Annotated in this window: 26 protein-coding genes, 4 pseudogenes and 1 riboswitch; of the genes and pseudogenes, 23 read left to right on the top strand and 7 right to left on the bottom strand. The window is 59.0% G+C overall.

The annotated features are described in order from the left end of the window. The first annotated feature begins 140 nt into the window (after positions 1–140). The 7 genes and pseudogenes from CIT26_RS20170 to CIT26_RS38875 form a co-directional block, all read left to right on the top strand. Positions 141–1,745, top strand: a complete 1,605-nt coding sequence (locus CIT26_RS20170) for a phytoene desaturase family protein (protein WP_095494215.1) — start codon at positions 141–143, stop codon at positions 1,743–1,745. A 35-nt stretch (positions 1,746–1,780) separates the two neighbouring features. Further along, entirely contained in the window at positions 1,781–2,905 is a 1,125-nt protein-coding gene (gene gcvT / locus CIT26_RS20175) for a glycine cleavage system aminomethyltransferase GcvT (RefSeq protein ID WP_167391479.1), read from the top strand. 78 nt (positions 2,906–2,983) lie between these two features. Next, a complete protein-coding gene (locus CIT26_RS20180; protein WP_095494217.1) occupies positions 2,984–4,633 on the top strand; it encodes an ABC transporter substrate-binding protein in 1,650 nt (549 codons plus the stop codon). 283 nt (positions 4,634–4,916) lie between these two features. Next, positions 4,917–5,609 (top strand): corrinoid protein, encoded by a 693-nt coding sequence (locus tag CIT26_RS20185; RefSeq protein WP_095494218.1) that lies wholly within the window; start codon positions 4,917–4,919, stop codon positions 5,607–5,609. 159 nt (positions 5,610–5,768) lie between these two features. Then, positions 5,769–6,290, top strand: a complete 522-nt coding sequence (locus CIT26_RS38870) for an AraC family transcriptional regulator (protein ID WP_167391480.1) — start codon at positions 5,769–5,771, stop codon at positions 6,288–6,290. Next, positions 6,290–6,526, top strand: a complete 237-nt coding sequence (locus CIT26_RS20195) for a helix-turn-helix domain-containing protein (protein WP_095494220.1) — start codon at positions 6,290–6,292, stop codon at positions 6,524–6,526. Before CIT26_RS38870 ends, CIT26_RS20195 begins: the two co-directional genes overlap by 1 nt. Before the next feature lie 12 nt (positions 6,527–6,538). Beyond that, positions 6,539–6,724: pseudogene (locus tag CIT26_RS38875) on the top strand (helix-turn-helix domain-containing protein); the annotation flags it as partial. Positions 6,725–7,107: 383 nt separating this feature from the next. Here CIT26_RS38875 and CIT26_RS20205 read toward each other — a convergent pair. Together CIT26_RS20205 and metE are read right to left on the bottom strand one after the other, a co-directional pair. Continuing rightward, a pseudogene (locus CIT26_RS20205) lies at positions 7,108–8,132 on the bottom strand (IS110 family RNA-guided transposase). 426 nt (positions 8,133–8,558) lie between these two features. Beyond that, positions 8,559–10,883, bottom strand: a pseudogene (metE, locus tag CIT26_RS20210) (5-methyltetrahydropteroyltriglutamate--homocysteine S-methyltransferase); the annotation flags it as partial. A gap of 80 nt (positions 10,884–10,963) precedes the next feature. Continuing rightward, a riboswitch (cobalamin riboswitch) is annotated at positions 10,964–11,200 on the bottom strand. A gap of 394 nt (positions 11,201–11,594) precedes the next feature. Between metE and CIT26_RS20215 the strand changes: the two are divergent. The 5 genes from CIT26_RS20215 (at position 11,595) to CIT26_RS37115 (ending at position 14,904) form a co-directional block, all read left to right on the top strand. Then, positions 11,595–12,164: a cysteine hydrolase family protein gene (locus CIT26_RS20215; protein WP_245319489.1), complete on the top strand. Its 570-nt coding sequence runs from the start codon at positions 11,595–11,597 to the stop codon at positions 12,162–12,164. Positions 12,165–12,401: 237 nt separating this feature from the next. Continuing rightward, the gene (locus CIT26_RS20220) at positions 12,402–12,890 is read left to right on the top strand and encodes an NAD-dependent epimerase/dehydratase family protein (RefSeq protein WP_095494223.1); all 489 of its coding nucleotides are present in this window, start codon (positions 12,402–12,404) and stop codon (positions 12,888–12,890) included. 97 nt (positions 12,891–12,987) lie between these two features. Further along, positions 12,988–13,176: a hypothetical protein gene (locus tag CIT26_RS20225; RefSeq protein WP_095494224.1), complete on the top strand. Its 189-nt coding sequence runs from the start codon at positions 12,988–12,990 to the stop codon at positions 13,174–13,176. A gap of 308 nt (positions 13,177–13,484) precedes the next feature. Next, positions 13,485–13,937, top strand: a complete 453-nt coding sequence (locus CIT26_RS37750) for an Arm DNA-binding domain-containing protein (protein WP_095494225.1) — start codon at positions 13,485–13,487, stop codon at positions 13,935–13,937. Positions 13,938–14,163: 226 nt separating this feature from the next. Beyond that, positions 14,164–14,904, top strand: a complete 741-nt coding sequence (locus tag CIT26_RS37115) for a phage tail tape measure protein (RefSeq protein WP_206072786.1) — start codon at positions 14,164–14,166, stop codon at positions 14,902–14,904. An 88-nt stretch (positions 14,905–14,992) separates the two neighbouring features. On the opposite strand, the gene CIT26_RS20240 is transcribed toward CIT26_RS37115, so the two are convergent. Beyond that, positions 14,993–15,367, bottom strand: coding sequence for a hypothetical protein (locus CIT26_RS20240; protein ID WP_143747877.1), 375 nt, complete (start codon positions 15,365–15,367; stop codon positions 14,993–14,995). Between the two features lie 61 nt (positions 15,368–15,428). Continuing rightward, complete coding sequence (locus CIT26_RS20245; RefSeq protein WP_095494227.1) at positions 15,429–15,956, bottom strand: transcriptional regulator; 528 nt, start codon at positions 15,954–15,956, stop codon at positions 15,429–15,431. A gap of 109 nt (positions 15,957–16,065) precedes the next feature. Here CIT26_RS20245 and CIT26_RS20250 point away from each other — a divergent pair, with 109 nt between their 5' ends. Further along, a complete protein-coding gene (locus tag CIT26_RS20250) occupies positions 16,066–16,272 on the top strand; it encodes a DUF4158 domain-containing protein (RefSeq protein ID WP_095494228.1) in 207 nt (68 codons plus the stop codon). Positions 16,273–16,683: 411 nt separating this feature from the next. Then, positions 16,684–16,968, top strand: coding sequence for a site-specific integrase (locus CIT26_RS37755; protein ID WP_245319490.1), 285 nt, complete (start codon positions 16,684–16,686; stop codon positions 16,966–16,968). 42 nt (positions 16,969–17,010) lie between these two features. On the opposite strand, the gene CIT26_RS20260 is transcribed toward CIT26_RS37755, so the two are convergent. Both CIT26_RS20260 and CIT26_RS37760 read right to left on the bottom strand, forming a co-directional pair. Next, on the bottom strand, positions 17,011–17,487 hold the full coding sequence (locus CIT26_RS20260) for a Ros/MucR family transcriptional regulator (RefSeq protein ID WP_095494229.1): 477 nt from the start codon (positions 17,485–17,487) through the stop codon (positions 17,011–17,013). A gap of 333 nt (positions 17,488–17,820) precedes the next feature. Beyond that, positions 17,821–18,012 carry a hypothetical protein gene (locus tag CIT26_RS37760; RefSeq protein ID WP_095494230.1) on the bottom strand — a complete coding sequence of 64 codons (192 nt, stop codon included), beginning with the start codon at positions 18,010–18,012 and terminating at the stop codon, positions 17,821–17,823. Positions 18,013–18,154: 142 nt separating this feature from the next. On the opposite strand from CIT26_RS37760, the gene CIT26_RS20270 reads away from it, so the two are divergent. From CIT26_RS20270 to CIT26_RS20290, 5 genes and pseudogenes are all read left to right on the top strand, one after another. Continuing rightward, positions 18,155–18,505: a hypothetical protein gene (locus tag CIT26_RS20270; RefSeq protein WP_095494231.1), complete on the top strand. Its 351-nt coding sequence runs from the start codon at positions 18,155–18,157 to the stop codon at positions 18,503–18,505. A gap of 120 nt (positions 18,506–18,625) precedes the next feature. After that, positions 18,626–19,546, top strand: a complete 921-nt coding sequence (locus CIT26_RS20275) for a metal ABC transporter substrate-binding protein (RefSeq protein ID WP_095494232.1) — start codon at positions 18,626–18,628, stop codon at positions 19,544–19,546. Next, positions 19,543–20,451, top strand: a complete 909-nt coding sequence (locus tag CIT26_RS20280; RefSeq protein WP_095494233.1) for a manganese/iron ABC transporter ATP-binding protein — start codon at positions 19,543–19,545, stop codon at positions 20,449–20,451. Before CIT26_RS20275 ends, CIT26_RS20280 begins: the two co-directional genes overlap by 4 nt. Continuing rightward, positions 20,448–21,296: pseudogene (locus CIT26_RS20285) on the top strand (metal ABC transporter permease). Before CIT26_RS20280 ends, CIT26_RS20285 begins: the two are co-directional and overlap by 4 nt. After that, positions 21,293–22,138, top strand: coding sequence for a metal ABC transporter permease (locus tag CIT26_RS20290; RefSeq protein WP_095494234.1), 846 nt, complete (start codon positions 21,293–21,295; stop codon positions 22,136–22,138). Before CIT26_RS20285 ends, CIT26_RS20290 begins: the two are co-directional and overlap by 4 nt. 95 nt (positions 22,139–22,233) lie before the next feature. On the opposite strand, the gene CIT26_RS20295 is transcribed toward CIT26_RS20290, so the two are convergent. Continuing rightward, a complete protein-coding gene (locus tag CIT26_RS20295; RefSeq protein ID WP_095494235.1) occupies positions 22,234–22,677 on the bottom strand; it encodes a Fur family transcriptional regulator in 444 nt (147 codons plus the stop codon). Between the two features lie 114 nt (positions 22,678–22,791). On the opposite strand from CIT26_RS20295, the gene CIT26_RS20300 reads away from it, so the two are divergent. From CIT26_RS20300 to CIT26_RS20315, 4 genes are all read left to right on the top strand, one after another. Further along, positions 22,792–23,016: a hypothetical protein gene (locus CIT26_RS20300; RefSeq protein WP_143747878.1), complete on the top strand. Its 225-nt coding sequence runs from the start codon at positions 22,792–22,794 to the stop codon at positions 23,014–23,016. Between the two features lie 461 nt (positions 23,017–23,477). Beyond that, the gene (gene aepX, locus CIT26_RS20305; RefSeq protein ID WP_245319499.1) at positions 23,478–24,311 is read left to right on the top strand and encodes a phosphoenolpyruvate mutase; all 834 of its coding nucleotides are present in this window, start codon (positions 23,478–23,480) and stop codon (positions 24,309–24,311) included. Positions 24,312–24,368: 57 nt separating this feature from the next. Then, positions 24,369–24,611: a hypothetical protein gene (locus CIT26_RS20310; protein WP_095494237.1), complete on the top strand. Its 243-nt coding sequence runs from the start codon at positions 24,369–24,371 to the stop codon at positions 24,609–24,611. Next, positions 24,595–26,196, top strand: a complete 1,602-nt coding sequence (locus tag CIT26_RS20315) for a homocitrate synthase/isopropylmalate synthase family protein (RefSeq protein ID WP_095494238.1) — start codon at positions 24,595–24,597, stop codon at positions 26,194–26,196. The genes CIT26_RS20310 and CIT26_RS20315 overlap by 17 nt, the downstream gene beginning before the upstream one ends. Positions 26,197–26,200 lie beyond the last annotated feature (4 nt).

The raw sequence follows: 26,200 nt of genomic DNA on the forward strand, positions 1-26,200 counted from the left end.
CATGTCCACTCGTCCCGAAGTCAAATCTAATCCGGCATCATGGGGTCATGACCCTGAACAACCCTGCCGCGACGCCGATCGACACGGAGCGTGAAGCAGTCCTGCGCGCGAACCTAGCCCAAGCCCCAAGCGAGACTTGAATGTCAGAGACTTACGACGCGATCGTCATTGGAGGCGGGCACAACGGACTGGTCTGCGGCGCCTACCTGGCCCGTAACGGACTGAAGGTTAAAGTCCTCGAGCGACGCTCTGTGGTGGGCGGAGCAGCCGTAACCGAGGAGTTCCATCCAGGTTATCGGGCCTCGACTTTCTCCTACCTGATGAGCCTATTGCACCCGAGGATCATCCGCGACCTCGAGCTCGCCAAGCATGGGCTCCAAGTGCTGCCTTGCTCGGATATGTACTCGCCGCTGGACAATGACTACATCGTCTTCTCCGACAACGTGAGGAAGACGCAGGGACAGTTCGGTCGTTTCAACCGCCACGACGCAGAGATCTATCCGGAATTTGACCGCTACATAAGCGAAGCCGCCAACGTGGTGCGCAAGCTTCTGTTCGACGTTCCGCCAGACCCGTCGCGGGCTGACTTTAAGTCGCTCAAGAACTTGGCCTCGTTCGCCTGGAAGTACCGCAAGATCGGCGATCGCTTCTATCGTCTCGTCGACTTGCTCACCATGAGTGCGGACGACTTCCTGCGGGAATGGTTCGACGACAGTCGCATCCGGGCGGTCCTCGCGTACTATGCCTCGATTGGAACGTTCGTCAGCCCGCGTACACCCGGGTCGGCCTACGTGATCATTCACCACATCATGGGCGAGCACGAAGGCGCTGGTGGCTGGGGATTCATCAAGGGAGGGATGGGTACGATTACCCATTCCATCGCTTCCTATGGCCGTACGAAGGGTCTCCAGATCGAGACTGAGGCCGATGTAGAGCGGATCATCGTCGAGAATGGCAGAAGCGTCGGCGTTGCCCTGCGCAACGGTCGTGAATACCGGTCGAAGATTGTCGTCTCGAATGCCGCGGCCCCGGTCACGTTCCTGAAGCTGGTGGACTCAAAAGAGCTGCCGTCGGAATTCGTGCGCGACATACGCAATTATCGGACGCGCTCCTCCGCTTTCAAAATCAACATCGCGTGCGAACGCCTCCCGCAGTACCGGGCCCTCGACAAGGCGATCGCGGACGGGGCTCTCGGCAGCTTCACCTACCCGACATACGTGCACATCGCGCCCGACGTCGAATATTTGGACCGCTCGTACACAGATGCCAAGGACGGCTGGTATTCCACCGAGCCGTTCCTGACGCCTGTTGCCCCCACGGTGGTCGACGACACCCTTGCTCCTGCAGGGAAGCACGTTCTCAACGTCTTCGGTGGGCACGCCGCATGCGACCTGAAGTCGTCCAACTGGGAAGCTGAGAGGCCGAACCTCGTCAAGAACGTGATGGCCACCATGGACCGCTTTGCGCCAGGCTTCTCGGACGACGTCATCGCCATGGATGTGCTCACGCCCGACGAGATCGAACGCCGGGTCAACCTACCCTCCGGCCACATCTTCCATGGCGAACTCGCACCTGACCAACTCTTCTTCAAGCGGCCGGCCGCTCACTACTCCGACTACAGGTCGCCGATCCGCGGACTCTATCAGTGCGGCTCGAGCACTCATCCAGGAGGCGGCGTATCCGGCATTCCTGGCCACAACGCAGCGCGGGAAATTCTTAAGGACCAAGGGAAGCGGATGCGATGAGCGCGCGCCCACCAACATTTAGAAGGACAGACCAGATGGCGATGATCCGCCGCACGCCCTATTATCACAAGCACGCGGCCCTTGGCGCGGAGTTCGTGGACCGCATCGGCTTCGCAGCCGCCTTGCACTTCGGGTCCATTGAAGCAGAGCACATAGCCGCTCGAGAAAACGTCGGTCTCTTCGACGTCTACTCGCAGTACTTCCTGGAAGTGACCGGACCGGACGCACTCAACGTGATGCAGAAGCTGTGCGTCAACGACATCGGGCGCGTCGGACCGTCAGGCGTTGTCTACACCTCGCTCTGCAACGCCGAGGGCGGGATGATCGACGACCTGTTGGTCTACCGTATGGCAGACGACACATTCAGGGTTTGTCCCACGCCGTCGCGGTTCGTGTCGGTCGAAGCTTGGATACGCGAGGTGGCTGGCGAACTTCGGGTCGAGGTCATCAATTATGGCGCTCGCTTTGCGTACATGTCGGTGCAGGGCCCGAAATCCCGGGCGCTTCTTTCAAGGCTCACCGACGCCGATCTCTCAGCGTCCAAGGTGAAGTACTTCAGGTTCGTCATGGGCGACCTGGCGGGTGTACCCGACGTGATGATCTCCCGCACCGGCTACTCGGGCGAGCTCGGCTACGAGTTGTTCTATCCCTCTGAGTACGCCGAGCACCTCTGGGACCGCCTTATCGAGGACGGAGCCGACCTGGGCGTGAAGCCTTGCGGACTGGGCTCGCTCGCTACCCTCAGGATGGAAAAGAAGTTTCCCCTGTATGGTCTTGATCTTTCGACGGGCAATACCCCTGTCGAAGCGGGCCTCGAATGGACTGTCCGCCTTGACAAGCCCGATTTCATCGGCCGCCACGTCATCGCGCGCCAGATGGAGCAGGGGCCGCCCAGACGCCTCATGCTGGTCGAGACCGCCGACCTTGATGTGCCGCTGGAAGTTGGTGCCGACATCACGGTCGATGGCAGGAAAGCCGGCACGGTCACATCGGTCGCCAAAGGCTTCACCGTCAGGAAGGCCTTGGCGCAAGGATACGTCATTTCGGAACTGGCCAATGACGGGCAGCAGGTGGTTGTCGAAGCCAAGGCGGGCGCCAGCAAAGCTGTCCTTCGCAGCGAGGCGCTCTACGACCCGAATAGGACTCGGGCCAGATCCTAAGAAATCAGTGAGGCGACAACCTCGCCTCACGGAGCCTACGTTTTGGACTGTGAATGGGAACAAGAACAGGAGGAGTGCATGAAATACTTTACGTCGAATGGCGGGCGCGTTCCTGCGTCCGTCGAAGAAATGGCCAAGGACGCTCGCGAGGGCCGGATGGACCGGCGCGAGTTCCTTGCAATCGCGAGCGTGTTCGGCGCATCGGCCGGCATGGCCTACGGCATGGCGGGCCTTGCTTTGCCGCAGCCGGCCTTCGCTGGAGAGCCGAAGAAGGGCGGAACCCTGCGCGTGGCTATGTCCGTCAAGGGGCAGAAGGACCCGCGCACGTACGATTGGGGAGAGATGGCGAACGTCTCCCGCTGTTGGCTGGAGCCTCTCGTCCGCTATACGCGTCAGTTCACCTTCGAGCCGGTTCTGCTCGAGAGCTGGGACGTGAACCACGATGCCACCGAGTACGTGCTGCACGTACGCAAGGGAGTGACCTGGAACAACGGCGATGCCTTCAACGCCGCCGACGTCGTCTTCAACATCACCCGGTGGTGCGAAAAGGGGGTTGCCGGCAACTCCATGGCAGCGCGCATGGGCTCTCTGATCGACGACAAGACGGGCAGGGCGAAGGATGGCGCGATCACGAAGGTCGATGATCACACGGTCAAGCTGAAGCTGAACGAGCCAGACATCGCAATCATCCCTGGCTTCACGGACTACCCGGCTCTCGTCGTGCATCGCAACTTCGACAAGGACGGCGCCGATCCGGTCAAGAAGCCGATCGGTACGGGACCATTCGAACTTGTTTCCTACGATGTCGGCCAGAAAGCGGTCGTCAAGCGACGCGAGAATGGCAAATGGTGGGGTGGAGAAGCGCCGCTCGACGGCGTACAGTTCATCGACTACGGCCAGGATTTCACCGCAACGATCTCGGCGTTCGACTCCGGCGAAATCGATTTGGATTACGAGACCCCGTCCGACTATATCGATGCACTCGACAAGATGGGCTTGGTCAAGTCCGAGGTGGCGACGGCGACCACTGTTGTTGCGCGCACTAACGTCGCGCACAAACCGTATGACGACAAAAGAGTGCGCAACGCCCTGCAGATGGCGGTCGACAATAACGCCGTGCTGCAGCTCGGCTACAACGGTCGCGGCACGGTCGGGGAGAATCACCACGTCAGTCCGATTCAGCCCGAGTATTTCCCGCTTCCAAAAAAGGCACGTGACGCCGCCGGCGCCAAGAAGCTGATGGCGAAAGCCGGACAGGCCGATTACGAGCACGAACTGATCACCATCGAGGACGACTGGCAGAAGGCCACAGGGGATGCGATTGCCGGTCAGCTACGGGAAGCCGGCATCAAGGTGAAGCGAACGGTATTGCCTGGCTCGACGTTCTGGAACGACTGGTCGAAATATCCTTATTCGCTCACGATTTGGTACATGCGTCCGCTGGCAGTCCAGACGCTCGCTCTGGCTTATCGCTCGGGCGAAGCCTGGAACGAGACCGGGTACGCCAATCCCGAGTTCGACGCCAAGTTGAAAGAGGCTCTTTCGATCAGCGACCCCGGCAAGCGTAAGGAGGTCATGAAGGACGTCGAGCAGATCCTGCAGGATTCCGGTATCATAATCCAGCCGTACTGGCAGAAGCTTTACTGCCATATGAGCAAGAAGCTGAAGAACTACGGCATGCACCAGACCTACGAGATCGATCTTCAAAACGTCTGGCTGGACGCATAGGCAAGCTCATACGGCAGCCGATCCCTTCTGGCATCGGCATAGCGTTCGGAGCGGGCATACCGCGGCTTCGCAATTGCCGCGTCTTGCGTCCGACAACTAGAGGAGGTTCCTGGGGATGCGACATCCTCCAGGTTCGATACAAGCAGGCATTCACCAAGATTGTCGGGCGCAAGGCCAGCCCGTCGCCGGATCAACTCCCAAGGCTCACCGGAAGCCTAGTCTAGTCGGTACCCGCCACGCGGCGGTACCGACCTTTCGTCAAGTTGTGCGGCACGACCCCATCATGTCCGGCGAAAACGTCATCCTTTCTAAGCTTTCCGACGACGAACTCGTGCAGCAGATGCACGACGACCTTTATGACGGTCTGAAGGAAGAGATCGAGGAAGGCACCCGGATCCTTCTCGATCGCGGCTGGCAGCCCTACACGGTGCTGACCGAAGCGCTGGTCGAAGGCATGCGCATCGTCGGCGAGGGTTTCGGAGACGGCATTCTCTTCGTGCCGGAAGTGCTGCTGTCGGCCAACGCCATGAAGGCCGGCATCGGGATCCTGCGCCCGCTGCTTGCCGCCACCGTCGCGCCGAAGCAGGGCAAGATGGTGATCGGCACCGTCAAGGGCGACATCCACGACATCGGCAAGAACCTCGTCGGGATGATGATGGAAGGTGCCGGCTTCGACGTCATCGACCTCGGCATCAACAATGCGGTCGAAAAATACCTCAACGCCATCGAAAAGCACCAGCCCGACATCATCGGCATGTCGGCGCTTTTGATCACCACCATGCCCTATATGAAGGTCGTCATCGACACGATGAAGGAAAAGGGCATCCGCGACTACTATGTCGTGCTGGTTGGCGGCGCGCCGCTCAACGAGGAGTTCGGCAAGGCAGTCGGCGCCGACGCCTATTGCCGCGACGCTGCCGTGGCGGTCGAAACCGCCAAGGACTTCATGAAGCGCAAGCATGACACTGCCAACTGACGGCTGCGCCGCCAGTCTCGGCCGCGCAAGCCGATAGATCGGCCAGCGCATGTCGAGGACCCGTTAGGGAGGATATGACCGAATGAATGCACCATTTTTGGCGGTGGATCGAGCTCGCGACGTTCGTCGGGACCCTGGGCGAGTGCCAAGGGGGCGGATGTGGAGGCGTATCGACTGGTCATCCTGGCGCTTCCCGGATTCTCGCAACTCACCCTTTCATCTTTTGTAGATCCCCTCCGGCTTGCGGACTCAGTCTCCGGCCGGGCCTCCTTCGAGTGGGCCATCGCGAGCCTGGATGGCAATCCAGTCGAGTGCGCCAGTGGCCTCTCCCTGTCGGCCAGCACGGACTTCGCGAGCACGGGGCAAAGCCTGCACGCCGGCAAGCGCCCAAACATGGTGATCGTTTGCGCCGGCGATCGAGTGGAGAAGCAGACGTCGGCTTCTCTGCTCCGTGTTCTTCGCCTGTGCGGAAGACACGGCGTTCCAATAGCCGCGCTAGGCACCGCGACTTGGCTATTGGCGGAAAGCGGCATGCTCGACGATACGGCGTGCACGATCCATTGGGACAAGCGCGCCGCCCTCTCTGAAACGTTTAGTCACGTTCAGGTGACTGACCGACTCTTTGTTCGAAATGCTCGTCTCGCTACCTGTGCAGGGAGTTCGCGTCCTTCGACTTCGTGATGGAGTTGATCGGCGAACATCTCGGCGAAGAGGCCGCATTGGCGGTTTGTAGACATACGATCGCCTCGCACTGGCGCTCGGCTTCAGACAGACAATGGACCTTAAGCGCTGATGCGACCGGCATCGGCAAAGCACTGGCGGAAGTGATCTGTATCATGGAGGAGCACGTTGAAAATCCGCTCCCTCTCCGCGACATCGCTAAGCGCGTTGGCCGCTCACAGCGCCAGATTGAATGACTTTTCAAGCACTCAGTGTCGTCCTCTCCGAGGCGCTATTATCTCCATGTGAGGCTCGCCCGCGCCAAGCGCCTAATCGAGCAAACTGAGTTGCCGATGGTGGAGATCGCGATCGCGTGCGGCTTCGTTTCGGCATCACATTTTTCGAAGTGCTTCCGCGCTGTATTCGACATCAACCCCAGCGCCTACAGAAACTGATCGCGGTCTATCAGTGAAGGTCTCGATCGGGCCCGTCCGCTTTTGGGCGAAATGTTTCCAATCTCCCCTGAGCAAATTCTATCGTGAGGTCGAGGACTACGCAGCCATCCGGTGAACTCTTCGCCGGCTTTCGATTAGATAGGGTTGTCTAATCGCAATGCTGACGTCAAGTATCTTGCACGTCTTAAGACGCGTGTGCCGGATGCAGGGTTGTCTTCGCGGTCAACATCGGTTGCCGCATGATGGAGCTTCGCGGGGGAGCCTTCAATGTATTCGACGCACTCAGCTGAGCCAGCGGTGCGACCCATCTAGCGGAATGGCTCTGCCCACGTCCCGGCAGGGACGTCTCAGCTCGCCCAGAGACTGAACGCTATCGCAAGTTGTCATGCTGTCGCTCCGGCGGTCCGGTCGAAGAGCTCTCCGGTCTTGAGCATCGCATGCATTGTCACCGCCAGTTTGCGGGCTACGGCAACGGCGGCTCGTTTGAAGCCGATCCTCTCCCGGAGTTTTAGACCCCATGTTGGCAGGCTGCTGTCGGCGCAGCTGCGGGTCAGGATGACCGTCGCAGCTTCGTAGAGAAGCCCTCGCAAATGACAATCACCCCGTCGGGATATGTGGCCATCATAGTCGACCTCTCCCGATTGGTGTCGTCGGGTCGTCAGGCCAAGCCAGGCGCCGACGGAGCGGGATTTCTTGAAGTTGTCCGGCTCCTCAATGGCAGTCACGAACGAAGTCGCGGTGATCGCGCCGACACCGGGGATCGACATGAGAATCTGACACGCTCGGCTTTGACGCGCACCAGCGACAAGCTGACGCCCGAGTTCAGCGGCCCGAACGCGCATGCTGCGCCAAGCTTCCAGCATCGGCAATACGATAGGAGCGAGCCCGTCCTGGTCGACAAGGAGATTGCGGACATTCTTCTCGAACGTGCTTCCTTTGCCGGCGGGAACAAGCAGTCCGAATGTCTTCATGAGCCCCCGGATCTGGTTTGAGAGTTCGGTCGTGATCCTGACCAGCCTGGTGCGCGCCGCAACGAGCGTGCGCGTCAGCATGCTGTCGAAGCCTTTCACCCGCACTTCACGAAAGAACCCCACCTCCCCAAGATGCGCTAAACCGTCCGCATCATTCGCGTCGGTTTTGTTCGCAGCCACGTCGAGCGCTGCTTTTGCATGGCGCGCATCGATGCAGATCGCAGGCAATCCCTCTGCGCGGAGCGCATGATAGAACCACACGGATAAGGGGCCGGTTTCGAACACGACGCGCTTTGCGGCCGGCGCCCGCTTGCGGACAAGCTCGGCAATGACCTTTGGATCAGAGGCGCACCTCCCACGCCGGACGCGCTTGCCGTAACGTCGAATGGAAACCGCTGTCTCTTCATCGAAACATCGAGGCCGATATAGTCTTCCATGGCTGTTCTCCCTGAGATGCCTGGGCCCGGTGCGAATCGTGAGCCCGTATTTCCATCCTGTCGGGGAACAGCCACCCACTTCCATAGCTAAGACTTGGGCAACTCGCTCCCGCGATTACCCCATGTAATCGGGGGGAACACCGGCGCAGTTGTGATGCGTAGGAAGGGTGGCTGCCCCGCCATTAGGATGAAATACGAGCTCACGACCACATAGCCGGGCCCAGCATCAAAGGGCGAGGCTGCGCACAACTAAGCGCCCGGTGTTCTTCCACGAGGGCGGTGAAATCCGTGACCGGCGCGATAGCGGCGCATTCAGGCTTTGCGAGATCTGGCTGCGGTATGCGCATTCGTGGCTTCGCGCGGCCTTAGCACGCTGTTCGATCTCCCCTTCGGACCGTTCTTCGTGGCTGTTGGCCGTCGTAGGCTTCTCAGATTTCGCGCGGCTTCGACCATATTGATCAACGCAGGGCGAACCTCCTCCCACTGACGTGTCTTCAACCCGCAATCCGGATTGACCCAAATCTGATGGTCGGAAAGGCGCTCTCGAGCGAGCGAAAGCAAGCTCGCCATTTCGTCGGATCCTGGCACGCGCGGCGAGTGGACGTCATATATTCCCGGCCCGATCTCGTTGGGATAGTCGAAGCCCTGAAAGGCGTCGAGCAGTTCCATCTGCGATCGGGAAGCCTCGATAGAGATCACGTCGGCATCCATATCCACGATCGCATTTATGATCTCATTGAACTCGGAATAGCACATATGGGTGTGGATCTGCGTCGCATCGTCCACAGCCGTCGAAGCGAGACGGAAGCACTGGACGGCCCAATCCAGATAGGATTCCCAGTTGGATTTGCGCAGCGGCAACCGCTCGCGCAGTGCAGCTTCGTCGATCTGGATTATTTGGGCGCCCGCCTTTTCAAGGTCGAGCACCTCCTCGCGTATTGCCAAAGCAATCTGACGGCAGACTACGGAGCGCGGAAGGTCGTCGCGCACGAAAGACCAGTTGAGGATGGTCACCGGTCCGGTGAGCATCCCCTTCACCGGTCTCTTCGTCAACGATTGGGCGAATTCCCACCACTTCACCGTCATCGGATTGGGCCGCGACACGTCGCCGAATATGATCGGCGGCCTCACATAGCGCGACCCGTAACTCTGCACCCATGCGTGCTGGGTGAACACGAAACCAGAAAGCTGCTCCGCAAAATATTGCACCATGTCGTTGCGTTCAAATTCGCCATGGACCAGCACGTCGAGACCGATTTCCTCTTGCCATCCTATTGCCTCTTCAATCTCCTTCCTCAGGAACAATTCATAGGCGAGGTAGCTAAGTCGTCCCTTGGCGTGAGCCGCCCGCGCATCGCGCACCTCTTGAGTTTGCGGGAAGGAGCCGATGGTCGTCGTCGGGAAAGGTGGCAGGCGAAGCTTTTCGATTTGAAACCGGGTGCGTTCGGCAAAAGCGCTCTTTCGCTGCTTCATGCAGTCGGCGATGCCGGCAAGCTTTCTCTCGACCAGAGGATCATGCACCTTCGGTGAGGTCGCGCGGGCCACAGCTGCGTCGTCCACGGACCTCAGCTCCGCCGCAACCATATCTCGACCTTCGGACAACGCGCTGGCGAGTACGGTCAGTTCTTCCATCTTTTGCGTCGCGAATGCGAGCCAGGACTTTATGTCCTGATCAAGTGCGGTTTCCAGCTCGAGGTCGACCGGAACATGCAAAAGGGAGCAAGACGGAGCGACCTCCACTCGGTCCAGCGGCCAATCCGCGACGATAGGCTTAACCCGGCCGAGAATGGCAGAGAGGTTCGCGCGCCAGACGTTACGGCCGTCAATCACACCGAGCGACAGCACCAGGCCCTTCGGCGCAAGTCGGTCGACCAGCTCCAGTTGCTCGGGAGCGCACGCAAGATCGATGTGCAATCCCGCTATCGGCAGCGAAAGGGCGGTCCCGAGATTGTCGCCCAATGCACCGAAATAAGTAGCCAGCATGATCTTGAGATCGGGCGCAGCTTTGGAGAGCCGATCATAGGCAAATTCGAAGGCGGCCTGCTCATTTGGAAGCAGGTCAACAACGAGCGCTGGTTCATCGATTTGGACCCAGTCGGCACCTGCGAGCTTCAGGCGCCGCAGAAGTTTCTCGTAGACCGACAGCAACTTCGGAAGCAGAGCAATAGGGTTGAAGCCTCGGGCTGACGACTTGGAAAGCTTGAGGAAGGTAATTGGGCCAAGAATCACCGGGCGCGTACGGATGCCCAGCGCCCTAGCTTCGAGAAAATGGTCCACCGGCTTCGCCGAGGAAAGGGCAAAGGCCTGGTCATCAGCGAGCTCTGGAACGATGTAGTGATAGTTGGTGTCGAACCACTTCGTCATCTCCATCGCTCTCACCGCATGATCCACGCCTGCCGTCGCGCTATCCGCAGCTTCGCCTTGGTGGCCTCGCGCCATAGCGAAATAAGTATCGAGGGGGATGGGAACATCCCCCTCGCTCCAGCCATAATGTTCCGGCACGGCACCGACCATTACCGCTGTGTCCAGCACATGATCGTAGAGGGAAAAGTCGTTTGAGGGAATTATGGTTACGCCACGGTCGCATTGCTCGATCCAGTTCGCTTCCCGCAGCGCCCGCGCCGTTTCGAAAAGGTCATCAGCGGCAGATTTTTGCGACCAGTAGCTTTCGAGCGCGCGCTTCAATTCTCGACGACGGCCGATACGCGGCATGCCGAGCGTTGCAACAGGAACTTTCTGCAAGATAGACATACCATACCCCGATGATTAAGGCGTGGATGCAAGGCAGACGTGGCAAGCAGGCACAACGCCAGTTGCCGCGGCCGCCGCCTGTGGACCTTGTCGCCATGGCAGGTCTCCTGGCTCACGGATCGTCACCTGTGCCCGTCTTCCCAAGGCTATTTACCTCAGTGACTGCGGTACGACACGCGGCTCCGAACGGCTCCACTCGCTACCCTGAGAAGCGGGAACAACGAACCTACTGAGGCCGGCGGTCTGCCCTGCGGATTGTCCTTGAATTGCCGTCAAGCAGGTTAAGCGTTTTTATTGCCAATGCTGCTACCCTCCGTTGCATGCTGTGTGCGGCGGTCTGAGCGTAAATGGTGTAAATTGGTGTAAGCTCTTAGCCGTGCCTGACCTCAGACTTTGCCGATGAGCGTATCATTGTCAGCATTTTCCTGTGGCAAAGATTTGTGAATTTATTTGAAAGTTCTGTTGCATCGCGCTCACGTGGCTTTGCAATCAATTTCCCGCTCTAGGCTATTTGCTCCTTAGTCTTTGGTACTCATGAACAGCATCGCATCCTCTGCGATCGCTCTCGTGATCGGTGACCGCATAGGAGTCCACGGGACCCATGCAGTAACTTCGCCTGCGCCTCGAAACTCTGCTGGCTCAGCGTTGTGCGTTTGTGGAAAGTGGTAATCCGCCCAGTGTCACAAACCTGCATTCGGTGTTCCGTATAGCATGGCGATGATCATACGCTGTCTCGTCATCATCGACCTGCTCAATGACCATCTTGACCGCTGGGATACGGACAAAGTCAGCCGACTGGTTCAGAATACCAATAGGCTAGTAAGTGCCTTCAGAAGGTCACATCTCCCAGTGATCTGGATACGACAGGCGTTCCGCCCCGATCTCAGCGACGCATTTCTTGAAATGCGCGATAAACGCGTCGCTATTGCCATTGAGGGCACGAGAGGTGCCCAGCTTCACGCCGGGCTTGATTGGCATCCAAAGGACGCGACAATCATCAAAAAACGCTACAGCGCGTTCTTCAAGACAGAACTTGAGGAGCTCCTAGCGGAATTTGGTGTTGGTGAATTGGTTCTGTGCGGCGTCAACACTCACGCCTGTATCCGAATGGCCGCGATAGACGCCTATCAACGGGACTTCCGCGTCGTCTTGGCAGAGGAATGCATCGGCTCCTACGACGAAGAGCACGCGCGCGTCTCACTGGATTACATGAATGGAAAAATTGCCACGGTGGCGACTGTTCCTAAGATCATTGAGGCTCTCAGTCCGAATGGGCAGTGAGATCGCCGAAACGACGCTTGTCCGCCGCACGCTTGCCGGCCCGATGTCGACCCTGGAGGAATACAAGGCATGAGGGCGCTTGTCATAGGGGGGGTCTGGCTTCGTCGGACACGCGGTGGTGCGCGCCTTGCTGTCCGAGGGGCAGGCGGTTAGCGTGCTTAATCGTGGTAACCGCCCGCTGGACATGTCGAACAGCTGACCGCCGACCGCAACGACGCCAAAGCTGTCGCTACCGCTGTGGACGGCAAGTGCTTCGACTGTCTGGTCGACACCAACGCCTATACCAGTGAGCAGGCCGGCATTATGGTGTCGGCCCTGGCGGGCCGGGTCAAGCAGGCGGCAGTGATCTCGAGCGCCGCGGTTTATGCCGACGGCGCGGCGACCCCGGCTCGGGAAATCGACGCGATAGGTGGCGGCTCGGCATGGGCCGAATACGGGCGCGGCAAGGTCGAGGTTGAAGAGATATCAACTGCGGGCTTTCACGTCTGCGCGGCATTCTGCCCACCTTACATATGCGGCCCCAACAACGATCTCGATCGCGAAAGCTGGTTTTTCCGACGCATATGGCACGGGCGCCCGGTTCTGGTGCCCGGCTCCGGCAGTGCGCTGTATCAGTTCCTGCACGAAGACGATCTGGGCACGGCCATCACGACGTGGCTGGCTAGGCCCAGGACGCGGCAACGCCGGCCTTCGCCGCCTACAATCTCGCCGATCCTGAATTGGTGACATCGGCCGAACTGACCGCGCTTCTGGCGCGCGTCGCGGCCCGAAAGGTCGAGATGCACTGCGTCGGCACGGCGGCTGGCGACAGAAAACCAAGGGAGTGGTTTCCCTCCGGGATGTCGACTGCGCGGTCGACCCGAGTCAGTTCATGAATGCCTATGGCTGGTCTCCGGGTGCGCCGCTGGAGCAGCGTTTCGCCGAGGCTCTGCGCTCGCTCGAAAGCCGCGGTGCTCTGGCGGAAGACGACTGGACCCCGCTTGAGGCGAACTCGCTGGAAAAACTGTCTTGAGCCCGGCGTGTCTTCGCGGCCGTCGCGCCTCCACCGAACTCCTTTATGGCCTAATCGGCCCGCAGCTGCGATTTTGGCCAAATTGTGGAACGTTGCCGGAACGGATTGACCGGTATGGCGTCGGCGCTTGAGAATTCACTCTTGGAAGAGGGAGTGACCTTAAGTTGGCCTAGTCGTGACTAGTCGCTAGAAGCCAACCTGTTGATATCGCTGGTTTTTGCTTAACCACAGCTATTCAACTGATCTGTCGGACGGCTTCTAACGGTTAGTATGGCCATCGCCCATCTAATCAAAGGACCGCTCCGCAAATGGCACGCAAAATAGACGATCTTAACCGCGAACTCCGCAACCGCATTAGGGTGGGCAAACCCAATCTCTGGTCGCACGGCAACGGCTTGTGCTTTGCGCTGGCAAAGAACGGAAAGGCGTCATGGGTTATCCGCTACACCGTCAACGCGAAGCGCCGCGTTATGACCGTGGAAGCCCATGCGGTCCCTATCGGCGAACGCAAGCTGAAAGAGCTAGAGATGGTCGCGCTCGAATATCGCGACAAAGTGAAAGCCGGGATCGATCCGCTCGCAATGCGCGAGGCACCCGCGAACCGCTCGAAAGGCACAGCAGGCGACACTTTTGAAACCGGGGCTCGCGACTACATCGCAACCCATAGCGCCAACTGGCGCAATGCCAAACACTCGGCGCAGTGGACGGCGACACTTGAAACTTACGTGTTTCCGAAGATCGGGCAGTCATTGCCCTCATGAAATCAGCGTTGACGATATGCTGTCGGTTTTGCAGCAGCCGCACATTCGACGCGGATGGGCGCTTCAACGAAGAAAACGCCGGATGATTTGTTCAAAGGAAGCATGGAACAAATCCAAGCTCGTATCAATTTGATTCAATGCGGAAGCCGAAGCGCAACGCGGGCTTAACCCGGCGATCAGTGATTATGGATTTGCGGTAGAAAAAGCCCGGATCGAACAACAGCTTTTGAACGATGCGAAACGGGCGGGTGTCGAAGTTACTCCCGAACTCGCCGCACAAATCGACGTGCTTGCGGGCAACTATGCCAAGGCGTCCGCAGCGGCGAATGAGTTGGAAGCCAGCCAAAAGAAGGCGGCGGATGCAGCGCGAGAATTCGGCGCGTTTAGCCGGGAAATAATGGGCGGCTTTGTCTCCGATCTTCGCAACGGATTGAAAAGCGGTGAAGGCTTTTGGGAAAGCTTCAAAAACGCTGCAATGAACGCGTTGGATAGCATCGTTGATAAGCTGCTAAACAACGTTCTGGACGCGCTGTTTCAAGTCAACTCGGCTAGTGGCGGTGGTGGTGGCATTCTCGGAAGTATTCTCGGCTTGTTCGGCGGCGGTGGCGGTGCAAGCGCCTTCACGTTCGCGGCTGGCGCTGGTCTATGGGCCAAGGGCGGCGCGTTCGCCGATGGTATCAGCGGCCATTCTAATTCGATTGTATCAAGCCCGACGATGTTCGCCTTCGCGAACGGCGCGGGTATCATGGGCGAAGCCGGGCCGGAGGCGATCATGCCGCTTCAACGCGGCCCAGACGGCTCGCTAGGCGTCCAGATGCACGGCGGGAAGGTTCCGCAGCCTGTAAACAACAACAATGTTGACGTGACGAACGTTTATCAAATCAGCGGTGCAATAAGCGTGAAGACATCGTTGCGGAAATTAGAAATGCGGCAGAACAAACCGTTGAAACGACCAAGAAATCAATGATCGGTTGGTTGAACCAATACTCGCAAGATGGGTCGTTCGCATGACAATTGATGTAGCATAGAGCTTCGTTTTGAGCCACGCCGTGGACCTATTTATGGCTCAACGCCGCACCAGTCAAGGCGATAATGCCGCTTGACGAATACAATACAAAGAATAGTATCAAAAAGCCGAAAGCCTTTTTTAGCGCCGAGCTATCCCCAAATTGAACCCTCGGAAAATAGATATCAACAATCCTATTTACTACAACAATAATTCGTATGAACAGGAACACCGAAAAAACTATCAGCCCAACCAGTGGCAGCATACGTATGATCGCATCGAATGCTGATTGGCTCGTTGTGACCACATACTTTGCACCGACAAACGATGCGATGGCAAATCCCAGTGCCGTCAGAGCCATTCGTGCCAAATCGAACCATGGCTTTTCACGGTCAAGTACATCTTGAATTTCTTTAGCAGACATCGCGCGACTCACGTTGAAGCGACCGCAGCATAAGGCTTTTCAAAGTCGCTGAAATGGACGATCAGCGCCGCCACGTCCGTTTGGTCAAACGCTCAACACCGACATAGTGGGAGCGGTTGACCAACGCCAATGCAAGCCCGACCGCTGCGGACGAGAACAGACCAAAAGCATTCACTTCAACATTGCCATACGGCTTAGCGGAGTGATGCAAATTGTTGCATAGGTCCGCAACTTTACGGTCATCGAATGAGACACGATGACTGTGAGCGAATTCGTTGCGAATTTTGCGCAGCGTGTCGCAATCGTTCCTTTCCACGTCCGAAAGCAGACCTAGGCAATGCGCGGCTTTGATCCGTGCGGAGAACGACCCAAGCGGCGCATTGAAGCCGTCCAGCAGAAGGGCTTTGTCGGAATCTTCGATCAAATATGCGTCGATGATGCCCCGCAATTGCTCATCCAGATATGCACACGCGACCATCACCGCGCCTCTTGGACTTTCGGCATTGTGCGTATCGAGGAAGGGCAAAAACTCTTTCAGATGAGGATGCGATTTTAGCAGTTCATCGTTCAGCACAGTGTCCCATGGCATCGCTGTCGCCCCTACTGGTTAGCAGATTGGTTAGTACCCTTCTAACCTATCGCTGCCAAAAGCCCGGAAAATAAAGGGATTTCAGGGATTGACTGGCGGAGGGAGTGGTATGGGTTTGCGTGTTTCGCTCGAGGCGTTGACCGGGGAGTGGAGCCTCTCTTTTGCCGACATCGACTTTTTGAACGTCAAGGCGGCCGGGTCGAGGCTTGGACTGGCGGTTCAACTGAAGTTCTTCGCCGCGTACGGATATTTCTGCGCGGCGGCTGAGGCTCCCGACGAGGCGGTTTCGTATCTGGCCGAGCAGCTTGGCGTATGATTTTTCGGGGCGTTCAGGGCGGCGCCATTGCGCCGAGATTTTGCGCCTTGCAGTTCGACCGGTTCCTGCAGTTGAACCCGCAACTGGAAACCGAGCCGCTGAGCGTGATGATCGATCAATGGGCTGCGACGAAGGGCACGCGCAACCATGCGTACGAGCGCGAAAACTCGAGCGCGCCTTCGCGAAAATCCTACGGCACCGTGACCCGTCGATTCCCCCGTCCCGACCGGACCCGAGACCTCGGAAGGAAGTGGCCAGGCAATGGCGAAAGCCCCATATCTACTCATCTGCCGACGTGCGGCGGATGCTCGACATTGCCCGTTCCTATCCATCGCCGCGGGCTGCACTTCGTCAGGAGAGCATGTATACCATGTGTTGCTGGCTTATTGCGCGGGTCTACGGCGGGGCGAATTGACCCAACTTGATCTTGGTGACGTTAATCTCGGCGACGGCACCATCACGGTTCGGCAGACAAAGTTCTTCAAGACCCGGATCCTGCCGCTTCCCGACAGTGTAATGGCCGAACTTCGGACCTATATGGCTGCACGGCGTCGGGTCGGCGCATCGCAGGCTCCTCACTCCGCCCTGTTCTGGCACGAGCAAGGCAGTTCCCGCTACACGCCAGAAATGATCACCTGGCTGCTAACGGACGTCATACGTCGTGCTGGGTTGAAGCCATTGCGAGGACAGCGGTGAAAAGCACAACACGCTTACCACACCAGCGACCGTCTCCGGAATTCAGGTGATCTTCAGGCCAATCTTGCGGCGCTTCGCCGGCGCCGGCGGAGCAACTGGCTCAGGCGCTGCCGCCTTTCTTCCCAGGCCGCTCGCCTTCGCCAGCTGAGAACGCGTTGCCGCATAGTTCGGAGCAACCATCGGATAGTCAGCGGGCAGGCCCCACTTTGCGCGGTATTCATCCGGTGTCAGATTATAGTGCGTGCCAATGTGCCGCTTGAGCGATTTGAACTTCTTGCCGTCGTCCAGGCAGATGATGAAATCCGGCGTCACCGATTTCTTGATCGGAACCGCCGGCGCGCGCTTTTCTTCCAGCTGGGGCTCAGGTGCTGCCTGCAGCTTGCTGACTGCGGCAAAGGTATCGGCAATCACGCGGCCGAGTTCAGACACCGGGAGCGGATTGTTGCTGACATAGGCGGCAACGATGTTCGCGGTCAGCTCCAGGAGTTCAGTTTCGGACGCGGCAATCTCTTCAGGCATTTGCGAATTCTCACGATGTTTCGTTCTTTGCGATCCCCAGCGCGATCTCGCTACAGGAAACTTAGCCGGCCGTACAGGACCGGAAGTCGCGGATGACGATCCTCGCTGCCTGCGGAGCGGTGCAGAGCCATGGGCGAGGTCATTCGCACTTGGCTCCCATGGCAGGATCCAACCCCGCTCCTATCGGCTATTTCTTGGTCCAATCCCGACCTCTCCGATCAACCCGCAAGGGGTTCGCTACGCGAGCGTGCGGCCTTGATGCCCGGGCGGGCTTCTTTGCGCTCTGGGAGGATTTGCTCACCATGGTTCATAGTGGCGGCCATGGAGATCGCCTCAGAAGCGGCGCCCAATCGGAAACATTAGCACCTCCGCGTTTTGGTGTGGCTGCTTGAACTCTTCGACGGCAACCGCCTCAATTAACAGGTCCAAGGCTTCGCGCCCCCTCCGGCTCATCGGGTCATCGCCACGAAGGTAGTGATACGCTCGATCTAAATGCACTCGGGCGGCGGAAAAATCGCTTGTCATATGACCCTCTCAGTAGCCGCCCGCATTAGCCGTCTACGAGGTGAGGGTCGCGCAATCGTCAATATCCACAGACGGATTTGATTTAAATCGGGGATGATCGGGGGAGTAGCCAGGACGCCGGCTGCCTTTTGCGAGAAATTGCTTGCATTCGAACAGGATCGCCCGGACGACGGCGAAGGCGCCCGGACCGCTCAGAGCCTTCTTCCTGCGCATTCGCAACAAGTGCGGCCATCAGGTTGCGGCGGTCGCCGTCGCCCCCAAGCTCGCCATGCTGATCTGGTACACGCTGACGAAGCAGGAGGACTATCTTGTGGGTGAGGCTGCGTTGGTGGCAGCGAAGCAGCGACAACTCGCCCTCAAGGCCGGCGCGCCCAACGAACGCGGTGTTGGTCGTCGCGGTTCAGCCTACGCCTACAATGTCAGGAATTGCGCAACCGGGAGAAGGCTGATTCGAGGCGGGCGGTGTGAACCACATCCCCTCGGGAAAGAATGAATCGTGACCACCAGACAAGTGGTACCCTCCGATTCATTACTGCAAGTAAGTCGCACTTGCAAATTAGAAGGATGCTCCTTATAGGTGCAATTGCAATTCATTCTCAATAAGGGGTCATCAATGTTTTACGAGGTAAGGCGGTCGGTTCTGGCCGGAATGGTGGGGGCGGCCTTCGCGGCCGCGCTGACGGTGGTTCCGGCCGCCGCCCAAGAGAAATTCAAGGCGGTGACGACCTTCACCGTCATCGCCGACATGGCGAAGAACGTGGTGGGTGACGCGGCAATCGTGGAATCGATCACTAAACCGGGCGCTGAGATCCACAATTATGCGCCGACGCCAGGTGATATACAGCGGGCGCAGGGCGCGCAGCTCATTCTGTGGAACGGGCTCAACCTCGAACTCTGGTTCGAAAAGTTCTTCCAGAACCTGAACGACGTGCCGGGCGCCGTCGTGTCCGATGGCGTTGAGCCGATGGGGATCGCGGAAGGGCCATATACCGGCAAACCCAACCCGCACGCATGGATGTCGCCGACCAACGCGCTGATCTATGTCGACAACATTCGTGACGCCTTCGTCAAACACGATCCGGCGAACGCCGAAATCTACAAGGCCAATGCTGAGGCCTACAAACGGCAGATCGAGGCGGCCATCGCGCCCATCCGCGAAGAACTCGGCACGATCCCCCAGGACAAGCGATGGCTGGTGTCGAGCGAGGGCGCCTTCAGCTATCTCGCGCGCGATTTCGGTCTGAAGGAGCTCTATCTCTGGCCGATCAACGCCGACCAGCAGGGGACGCCGCAGCAGGTGCGCAAGGTGATCGACGCGGTCAGGGAAAACAAGATCGTCGCAGTCTTCAGCGAAAGCACGGTTTCGGACAAGCCGGCCAGGCAGGTTGCGCGTGAAACCGGCGCGCACTACGGCGGCGTACTCTATGTCGATTCTCTCAGCGAGGCGGACGGTCCGGTGCCGACCTACATCGATCTCTTGCGCGTGACCTCCGACACGATCGAAAGAGGGCTCACCGAAGGGCTCTCGCAATGAATGTTGCTACCCTGGCGAATCGCGCCTCCGCATCGGGCGATGCGGAGGCGGGACTTTCTGTGAAACATGCCACCGTGACCTACCGCAATGGCCACACCGCCCTGCGCGACGCCAGTTTCGAGATCCCGACCGGCACGATCACGGCGCTGGTCGGCGTCAACGGCTCCGGCAAGTCGACGCTGTTCAAGGCGATCATGGGTTTCGTGCGGCTGGCGAGGGGCGGAATCTCTATCCTCGGGCAACCGGCTTCCGTCGCGCTCAAGAAGAATCTGGTCGCCTATGTGCCGCAGGCCGAGGAGGTCGACTGGAACTTTCCGGTGCTGGTCGAAGACGTCGTCATGATGGGCCGCTACGGTCATATGGGTATGATGCGCATCCCAAAGGCAGCCGATCGCGAGGCGGTTACGGCCGCGCTCGCCCGTGTCGGCATGCGTGACTTCCGCAAGCGCCAGATCGGCGAGCTTTCGGGCGGGCAGAAGAAGCGCGTCTTCCTTGCCCGCGCGCTGGCGCAGGATGGCCGTGTCATCCTGCTCGACGAGCCTTTCACCGGCGTCGACGTCAAGACGGAGGACGCCATCGTTGAGCTGCTTCGCTCCTTGCGTGCCGAAGGCCGCGTGATGCTTGTCTCGACGCACAATCTCGGCAGCGTGCCGGAATTCTGTGACCGCACCGTACTACTGAAGAATACCGTGCTGGCCTATGGCCCGACGCCCGAAACCTTCACCCAGGCCAATCTGGAGAAGGCCTTCGGTGGAGTGCTCAGGCACTTCGTGCTCGGCGGAGCAGGGCTGCACGATGACGACGACAAACGCCGCCTCGCCGTCATCACCGACGATGAGCGACCGCTGGTCTTCTATGGCGAGAACGGCGCGATGCAGCACAAGATGCGGGAGCCGGGGGAATGATTGTCCTGCTCGAACCGTTCGGCTACCAATACATGCTCAACGCCATGTGGGTCTCGGCCCTCGTCGGCGGAGTCTGCGCCTTTCTGTCCTGCTACCTGATGCTCAAGGGCTGGTCGCTGATCGGCGACGCGCTCTCGCATGCGATCGTACCAGGCGTGGCCGGCGCCTACATGCTCGGCCTGCCGTTCTCCATCGGAGCCTTCTTTTCCGGCGGACTTGCCGCTGCGGCGATGCTCTTCCTCAGCCAGCGCACGAAGCTCAAGGAGGATGCCATCATCGGCCTCATCTTCTCCTCCTTCTTCGGGCTCGGCCTGTTCATGGTGTCGCTGTCGCCGATGTCCGTGAATATCCAGACCATCGTGCTCGGCAACATCCTTGCCATCACGCCGGAGGATACGTACTTGCCATCATCGGCTTCGTCTCGCTCGCTGTCCTGCTGGTGAAGTGGAAGGATCTGATGGTGGTCTTCTTCGACGAGAGCCATGCGCGCTCGATCGGCCTCAACCCAACCGCGCTCAAGATCATGTTCTTCACACTGCTGTCGGCCTCGACGGTCGCTGCACTGCAGACGGTCGGCGCCTTTCTCGTCATCTGCATGGTGGTGACGCCGGGCGCTACGGCCTATCTGCTCACCGATCGATTTCCGGCTCGTCATCGCGGTCGTAATTGGAGCACTCACCAGCTTCGCCGGCGCCTATGCCAGCTATTTCCTCGATGGCGCGACCGGTGGCATCATCGTCGTGCTGCAGACGCTGATCTTCCTCGTTGCCTTCTTCCTCGCTCCTAAATACGGCATGCTGGCGGCTCGCCGCCGCGCGGCCGAAGCACTGGGGGCTGAGCTATGAGCATCCTCGACACTCTGCTCACGCCCTTCCAATTCGGCTTCATGGTCAATGCGTTGATCATCTCGGTCCTGGTAGCGGTGCCGACGGCGCTGCTGTCCTGCTTGCTCGTGCTCAAGGGCTGGTCGCTGATGGGCGACGCCATCTCCCATGCCGTCTTTCCCGGCGTCGTGGTCGCCTACATCGTCGGCTTCCCATACGCTGTCGGTGCCTTCGTCGCTGGCATGTTCTGCGCGATCGCCACAGGCTTTCTCAAGGACAACAGCCGGATCAAGCAGGACACGGTGATGGGGATTGTGTTCTCCGGCATGTTCGGCCTCGGTCTCGTGCTCTATGTAAAAATCCAGTCGGACGTGCATCTCGACCACATATTGTTCGGCGATATGCTGGGCATCGGGCTCAGCGACATCATCGAGACGGGGGCCATTGCTGCGATCACGGCCGGCGTCATCTTTGTGAAGTGGAGTGACTTCCTGCTACACGCCTTCGATCCGGCTCATGCCCGCGCGGTTGGCCTGCGAGTCTACCTGCTGCATTATGGGCTTCTATGCCTGATCTCGCTTACCGTCGTCGGCGCGCTCAAGGCGGTCGGCATCATCCTCGCTATAGCCATGCTGATCGCGCCAGGCGCGATCGCCTTCTTGCTGACGAGGAAGTTCAGCACCATGCTGATCCTTTCGGTAGCGATGGCGGTCGCCGCCTCGTTCCTCGGCGTCTATCTGTCCTTCTTCATCGACAGTGCGCCGGCGCCGACCATCGTCCTCCTGCTCTCTATCGTCTTCGTGCTGGCGTTCATCCACGCCACGCGCAAGACCGCGAGGGTCGAGGCGCGCGAGGCTGTCTGATCCTGCGTCACCAAACTGCTGGCGGCCAAACCACGGGCCGCTCGCCAGTCTGCACCTTGCGTCTGGGGGAGCAGGCGCGGCCGCCCGGACGGTGCTCAGCGCCGGCTGCGCTTGGCCGCTTTCTTCAGCGGCTTCACATAAATCTCAAGCCTGTGGCTCACGATCTCGAAACCGTGAGCGCGAGCGATCTCTTCCTGCAGCCGTTCGATCTCGTCCGATCTGAATTCGATCACGTCGCCGGTGTCGACACGGACGAGGTGATCGTGGTGTTCATGGTCAGCCGTTTCGTACCGGGCACGTCCATCGGCGAATGTATGACGCTCAAGTACACCCTTGTCCCGGAGCATGTTCACGGTACGGTACACCGTTGCAATCGCAATGCCCGGGTCGATTTTGCGCACGCGTCGATGCAGTTCAACGGCATCGGGATGGTCAGTCGATTTCAATAAAACCTGCATGATGACCTTGCGAGGTGCCGTCAGGCGAAGCCCGTGTTCCTTACAAATCCGAGCAATGTCTATGATCGCGGGAGTATTCATACAATCTGACCCGTGGCTCTCCCGGTGTCGACGCTCGCAATGGGCGTCGAAGTCTATGGGCGCAGCCGTAGCCCAGTTGCGACGCAATTGCAATAATTGCCTAAGAGGTATGGCTTGGTGAACAAGGTCGCGCGACTGGACGCGCCGATGGGATTACGGATGAACGCGCCGATGGCGCTCGGGTCGCGACTTGCCGGTCCGGCGCAAGATATCGCGCTGCAGCAGCTAGATGCCAACCTTGAATGGTTTGAGGCGTGGCGCGACGAGCATCATAAAATACTCCGCCGAATAGCTCAGTGCCCGTACCGAGGCGAGCAGGTCATCGCGGTTCGACGCTAGACACTGCGGTTAATCGAGAGCAGCATATCAACGAAGCCACGCAAGCCCATTGGCCATCAACATGCCCGATGCGCGATGACGTTACGATGTCGTCTCTTTTAACGCCATCCGGGATACCTCCTGTCGGCTTCGCTACACAGGGTTGTTTAGCCAATCTCTTGTTGCGCCTCAGGCTAAATAGCTGAAAAGCAACGCCAAAATTTCTTCTTCGGTTCGATCAGCCAAAATTGGCACGAGTTTTGAAAACCATCGTAGCGAGGCGGCAGGAGCTGCCGACCAATATTCATGTCGGGGGTGATATCGCGATCAATGGAACGAAGGGAGGCAGCATGTCAGGTCTGCGTCGGATCCGCGTACTATCGGAAAAGGGGCATCGCTTGCGGAATCCGGGCGGCAAAGCAAGCGAAGGCGTAACTACCCTTCGTGACCTCATTCGCATCCATGACAGCCCGTCCTTCCTCATGGAAGCCCATGATGCGCTCTCCGCAGCCATTGCCAAAAGGGCCGGTTTCAAGGGGCTTTGGGCCTCGGGCCTGTCGATCTCGTCGAGCCTCGGCTATCGCGATGCCAACGAGGCATCCTGGAGCGAAGTGGCCGATGTGGTGGAACGCATGGCTTACGCCGCCAGGACTCCCATTCTCGTCGACGGCGACAGCGGCTTCGGCAATTTCAACAACGCTCGCCTTGTCGCCGGCCGCCTGCGCAAGCGTGGTGCAAGCGGCATCTGTATCGAGGACAAGGCCTTTCCGAAAATGAATTCCTTCATCGGCGGTCGTCATCCGCTCGCCGACATCGAAGAGTTCTGCGGCCGCTTAAGTGCCGTCAAGGACACCGTCCCCGACCCCGACTTCGTGTTGGTGGCGCGGATCGAAGCCCTGATTGCCGGCCACGGTCAGGACGAGGCACTTGAACGCGCGCATGCCTATGCCGAAGCTGGCGCCGACGCGATTCTCATCCATTCGCGCAAATCCGATCCGACCGAGATCCTGGCATTTGCCCGATCCTGGCACAACCGCCTTCCCGTCGTGATCGTGCCAACGAAATACTTCAGCACGCCGGTCGCCGAATATCGCGCTGCAGGCATTTCGACCGTGATTTGGGCAAACCACAATATGCGTGCTGCGATCGCAGCGATGCGCGATATCTGCAACCGCATCATTCGCGAGGGAGGCATAGTCGGCATCGAGCCCGATATCGCCCCGCTGGAGGAACTCTTCGAATTGATGGCTTATGACGAGCTCGCTGCCGCTGAAACACGTTACCTGCGGCCGAAGGCCGGAAACGGCGCCGCATAGCTGACCGGAAACGGTCGGCCGTTTTGAAAGTGCAATTTGCGAACGCAGGAGGCGCCAATGCTGGCGCAACGGACAAGCTTGTTCAAATCCCCGGGAACCGCGGCCGCGCGCACCGCCGCCAAGGTTGCCGCCGATGCCGCACAGCATGCGCTTGGCGCGGTTGTGCCGGACGAGAAGCGAACCGCAGTACCAGCACTTGCCTGGTGGGGTGAGGCTTACGGTTCGTGGCGCAACCAGGACGGCGATGGCAACGCCGAGGGCATCGACCGCAACATAGGCGGACTTGTTTACCGGTATTGACGCCGCACTTGCCGACAATTGGCGGCTGGGCCTGCTGGTCGGTTATGCCAATAGCAGCATCAGTTCTGCGGCAAGTGCCGCCTCGGCTGAGGCTGATAGCTATCAGTTCGGCCTTTACGGCGGCGCACGTTTTGATGCCCTGGGTCCCAGCTTTGGTGCGATCTATGCCCATCACGTGATCGAAACCAGCCGCACGACGCCTCTTGCCGGCGCGAACGAGATCTCGCATAGCACACCGGTTCACGCGCCATCCCCTGGAAAACCGTCCGACGTCCGACAACCCTGTCGGTTTTGTGAAATCCGCGACACGGCGCTGTGGCTGCCACTTTCATTGAAGCCATTGCATAACCCGCAGAATATTTTTTCTGACGCAATTTCTGCGCCCTTGGCACGCCTTTTGCAGTTTCTTCGTCGCGAGAGCAGGAGGGAACCTGAAATGATCAAGCATGCTGTAGTCCTCGAAGACACTACTCTCCGTGACGGTGAGCAAACACCGGGTAGCGCATTTTCCAAGCAACAGAAACTTGAAATCTTTTCAATGCTGCTGCGGCTGGGCGTTAAATTTATCGAGCCTGGGATACCGGCAATGGGCGGTGACGAAGTTGCCACATTGATGGAGATGCTTGAGCGGAAGGATGAAGCTCTCCTGGTCGGTTGGAATCGTGGCGTTCGCGAAGACATCGAAAGGACTATCGATCTCGGTTTCGCAGCGGTTCATATCGGACTTCCGACATCAAACAAGCATCTCGCCGGCTGTCTCGGCCGCGATCGCCAATGGCTGATCCAGCAGGCGACGGACCTGATCAAGTTTGCAAAGGACAAAGGCGTCTTCGTTTCAATCAGCGCCGAAGATGTCGGCCGAACGGAGCTTCCGTTCCTCCAGGAATACGCTGTGGCGGTCACGGAGGCCGGCGCCAACCGCCTCCGGTTGTCTGATACGATCGGGATAATGACTCCGGAAAAGTATGCGGCGAGAGTTCGTGCCGTCCGGAAAGTCAGCCCGATACCGACCCAATGCCATTGCCACAACGATTTCGGCCTCTCGATTGCCAACACCCTCGCTGGGCTCGAGGCGGGAGCAACATACTTTCACGTCTGCATAAACGGGATAGGCGAGCGCGCCGGTATGCCCGACTTGGCGCAGATGACGATGGCCCTGAAGAAGCTCTATGACATCGATCTCGGCCTCGACACGACGATGCTGACCGAGGTTGCACACCTTGTCAGCACGGCGACAAAGCAGCCTCTGCCCGTCTGGCAGCCAATTGTGGGCAACAATGTCTTCGCCCATGAATCCGGCATTCACGCGAAGGGCATGCTCAAGGACGCGGAAACGTTTGAGCCGTTACAGCCTGAAGAAGTTGGCGGCACTCGGCGTTATGTCGTCGGAAAGCATTCCGGGCGCTCCGTGATCAAGCATGTCCTCGAAGCGGAAGGCGTTCACGTCGTCAACGCCGCTTTGGCGCCCTGTCTTGAAATGGTGCGGGCGGAGTCAGTGAAAATCGGCGGTGAGATACGGTCAGGTCGACTGAAGGAAATTTACAAAAAAGCAGTCCATGATGTTGGGCCACAAGCGGCAGCCTAGCGCG

This window comes from Mesorhizobium temperatum (genome assembly GCF_002284575.1).
Lineage (GTDB): Bacteria > Pseudomonadota > Alphaproteobacteria > Rhizobiales > Rhizobiaceae > Mesorhizobium > Mesorhizobium temperatum.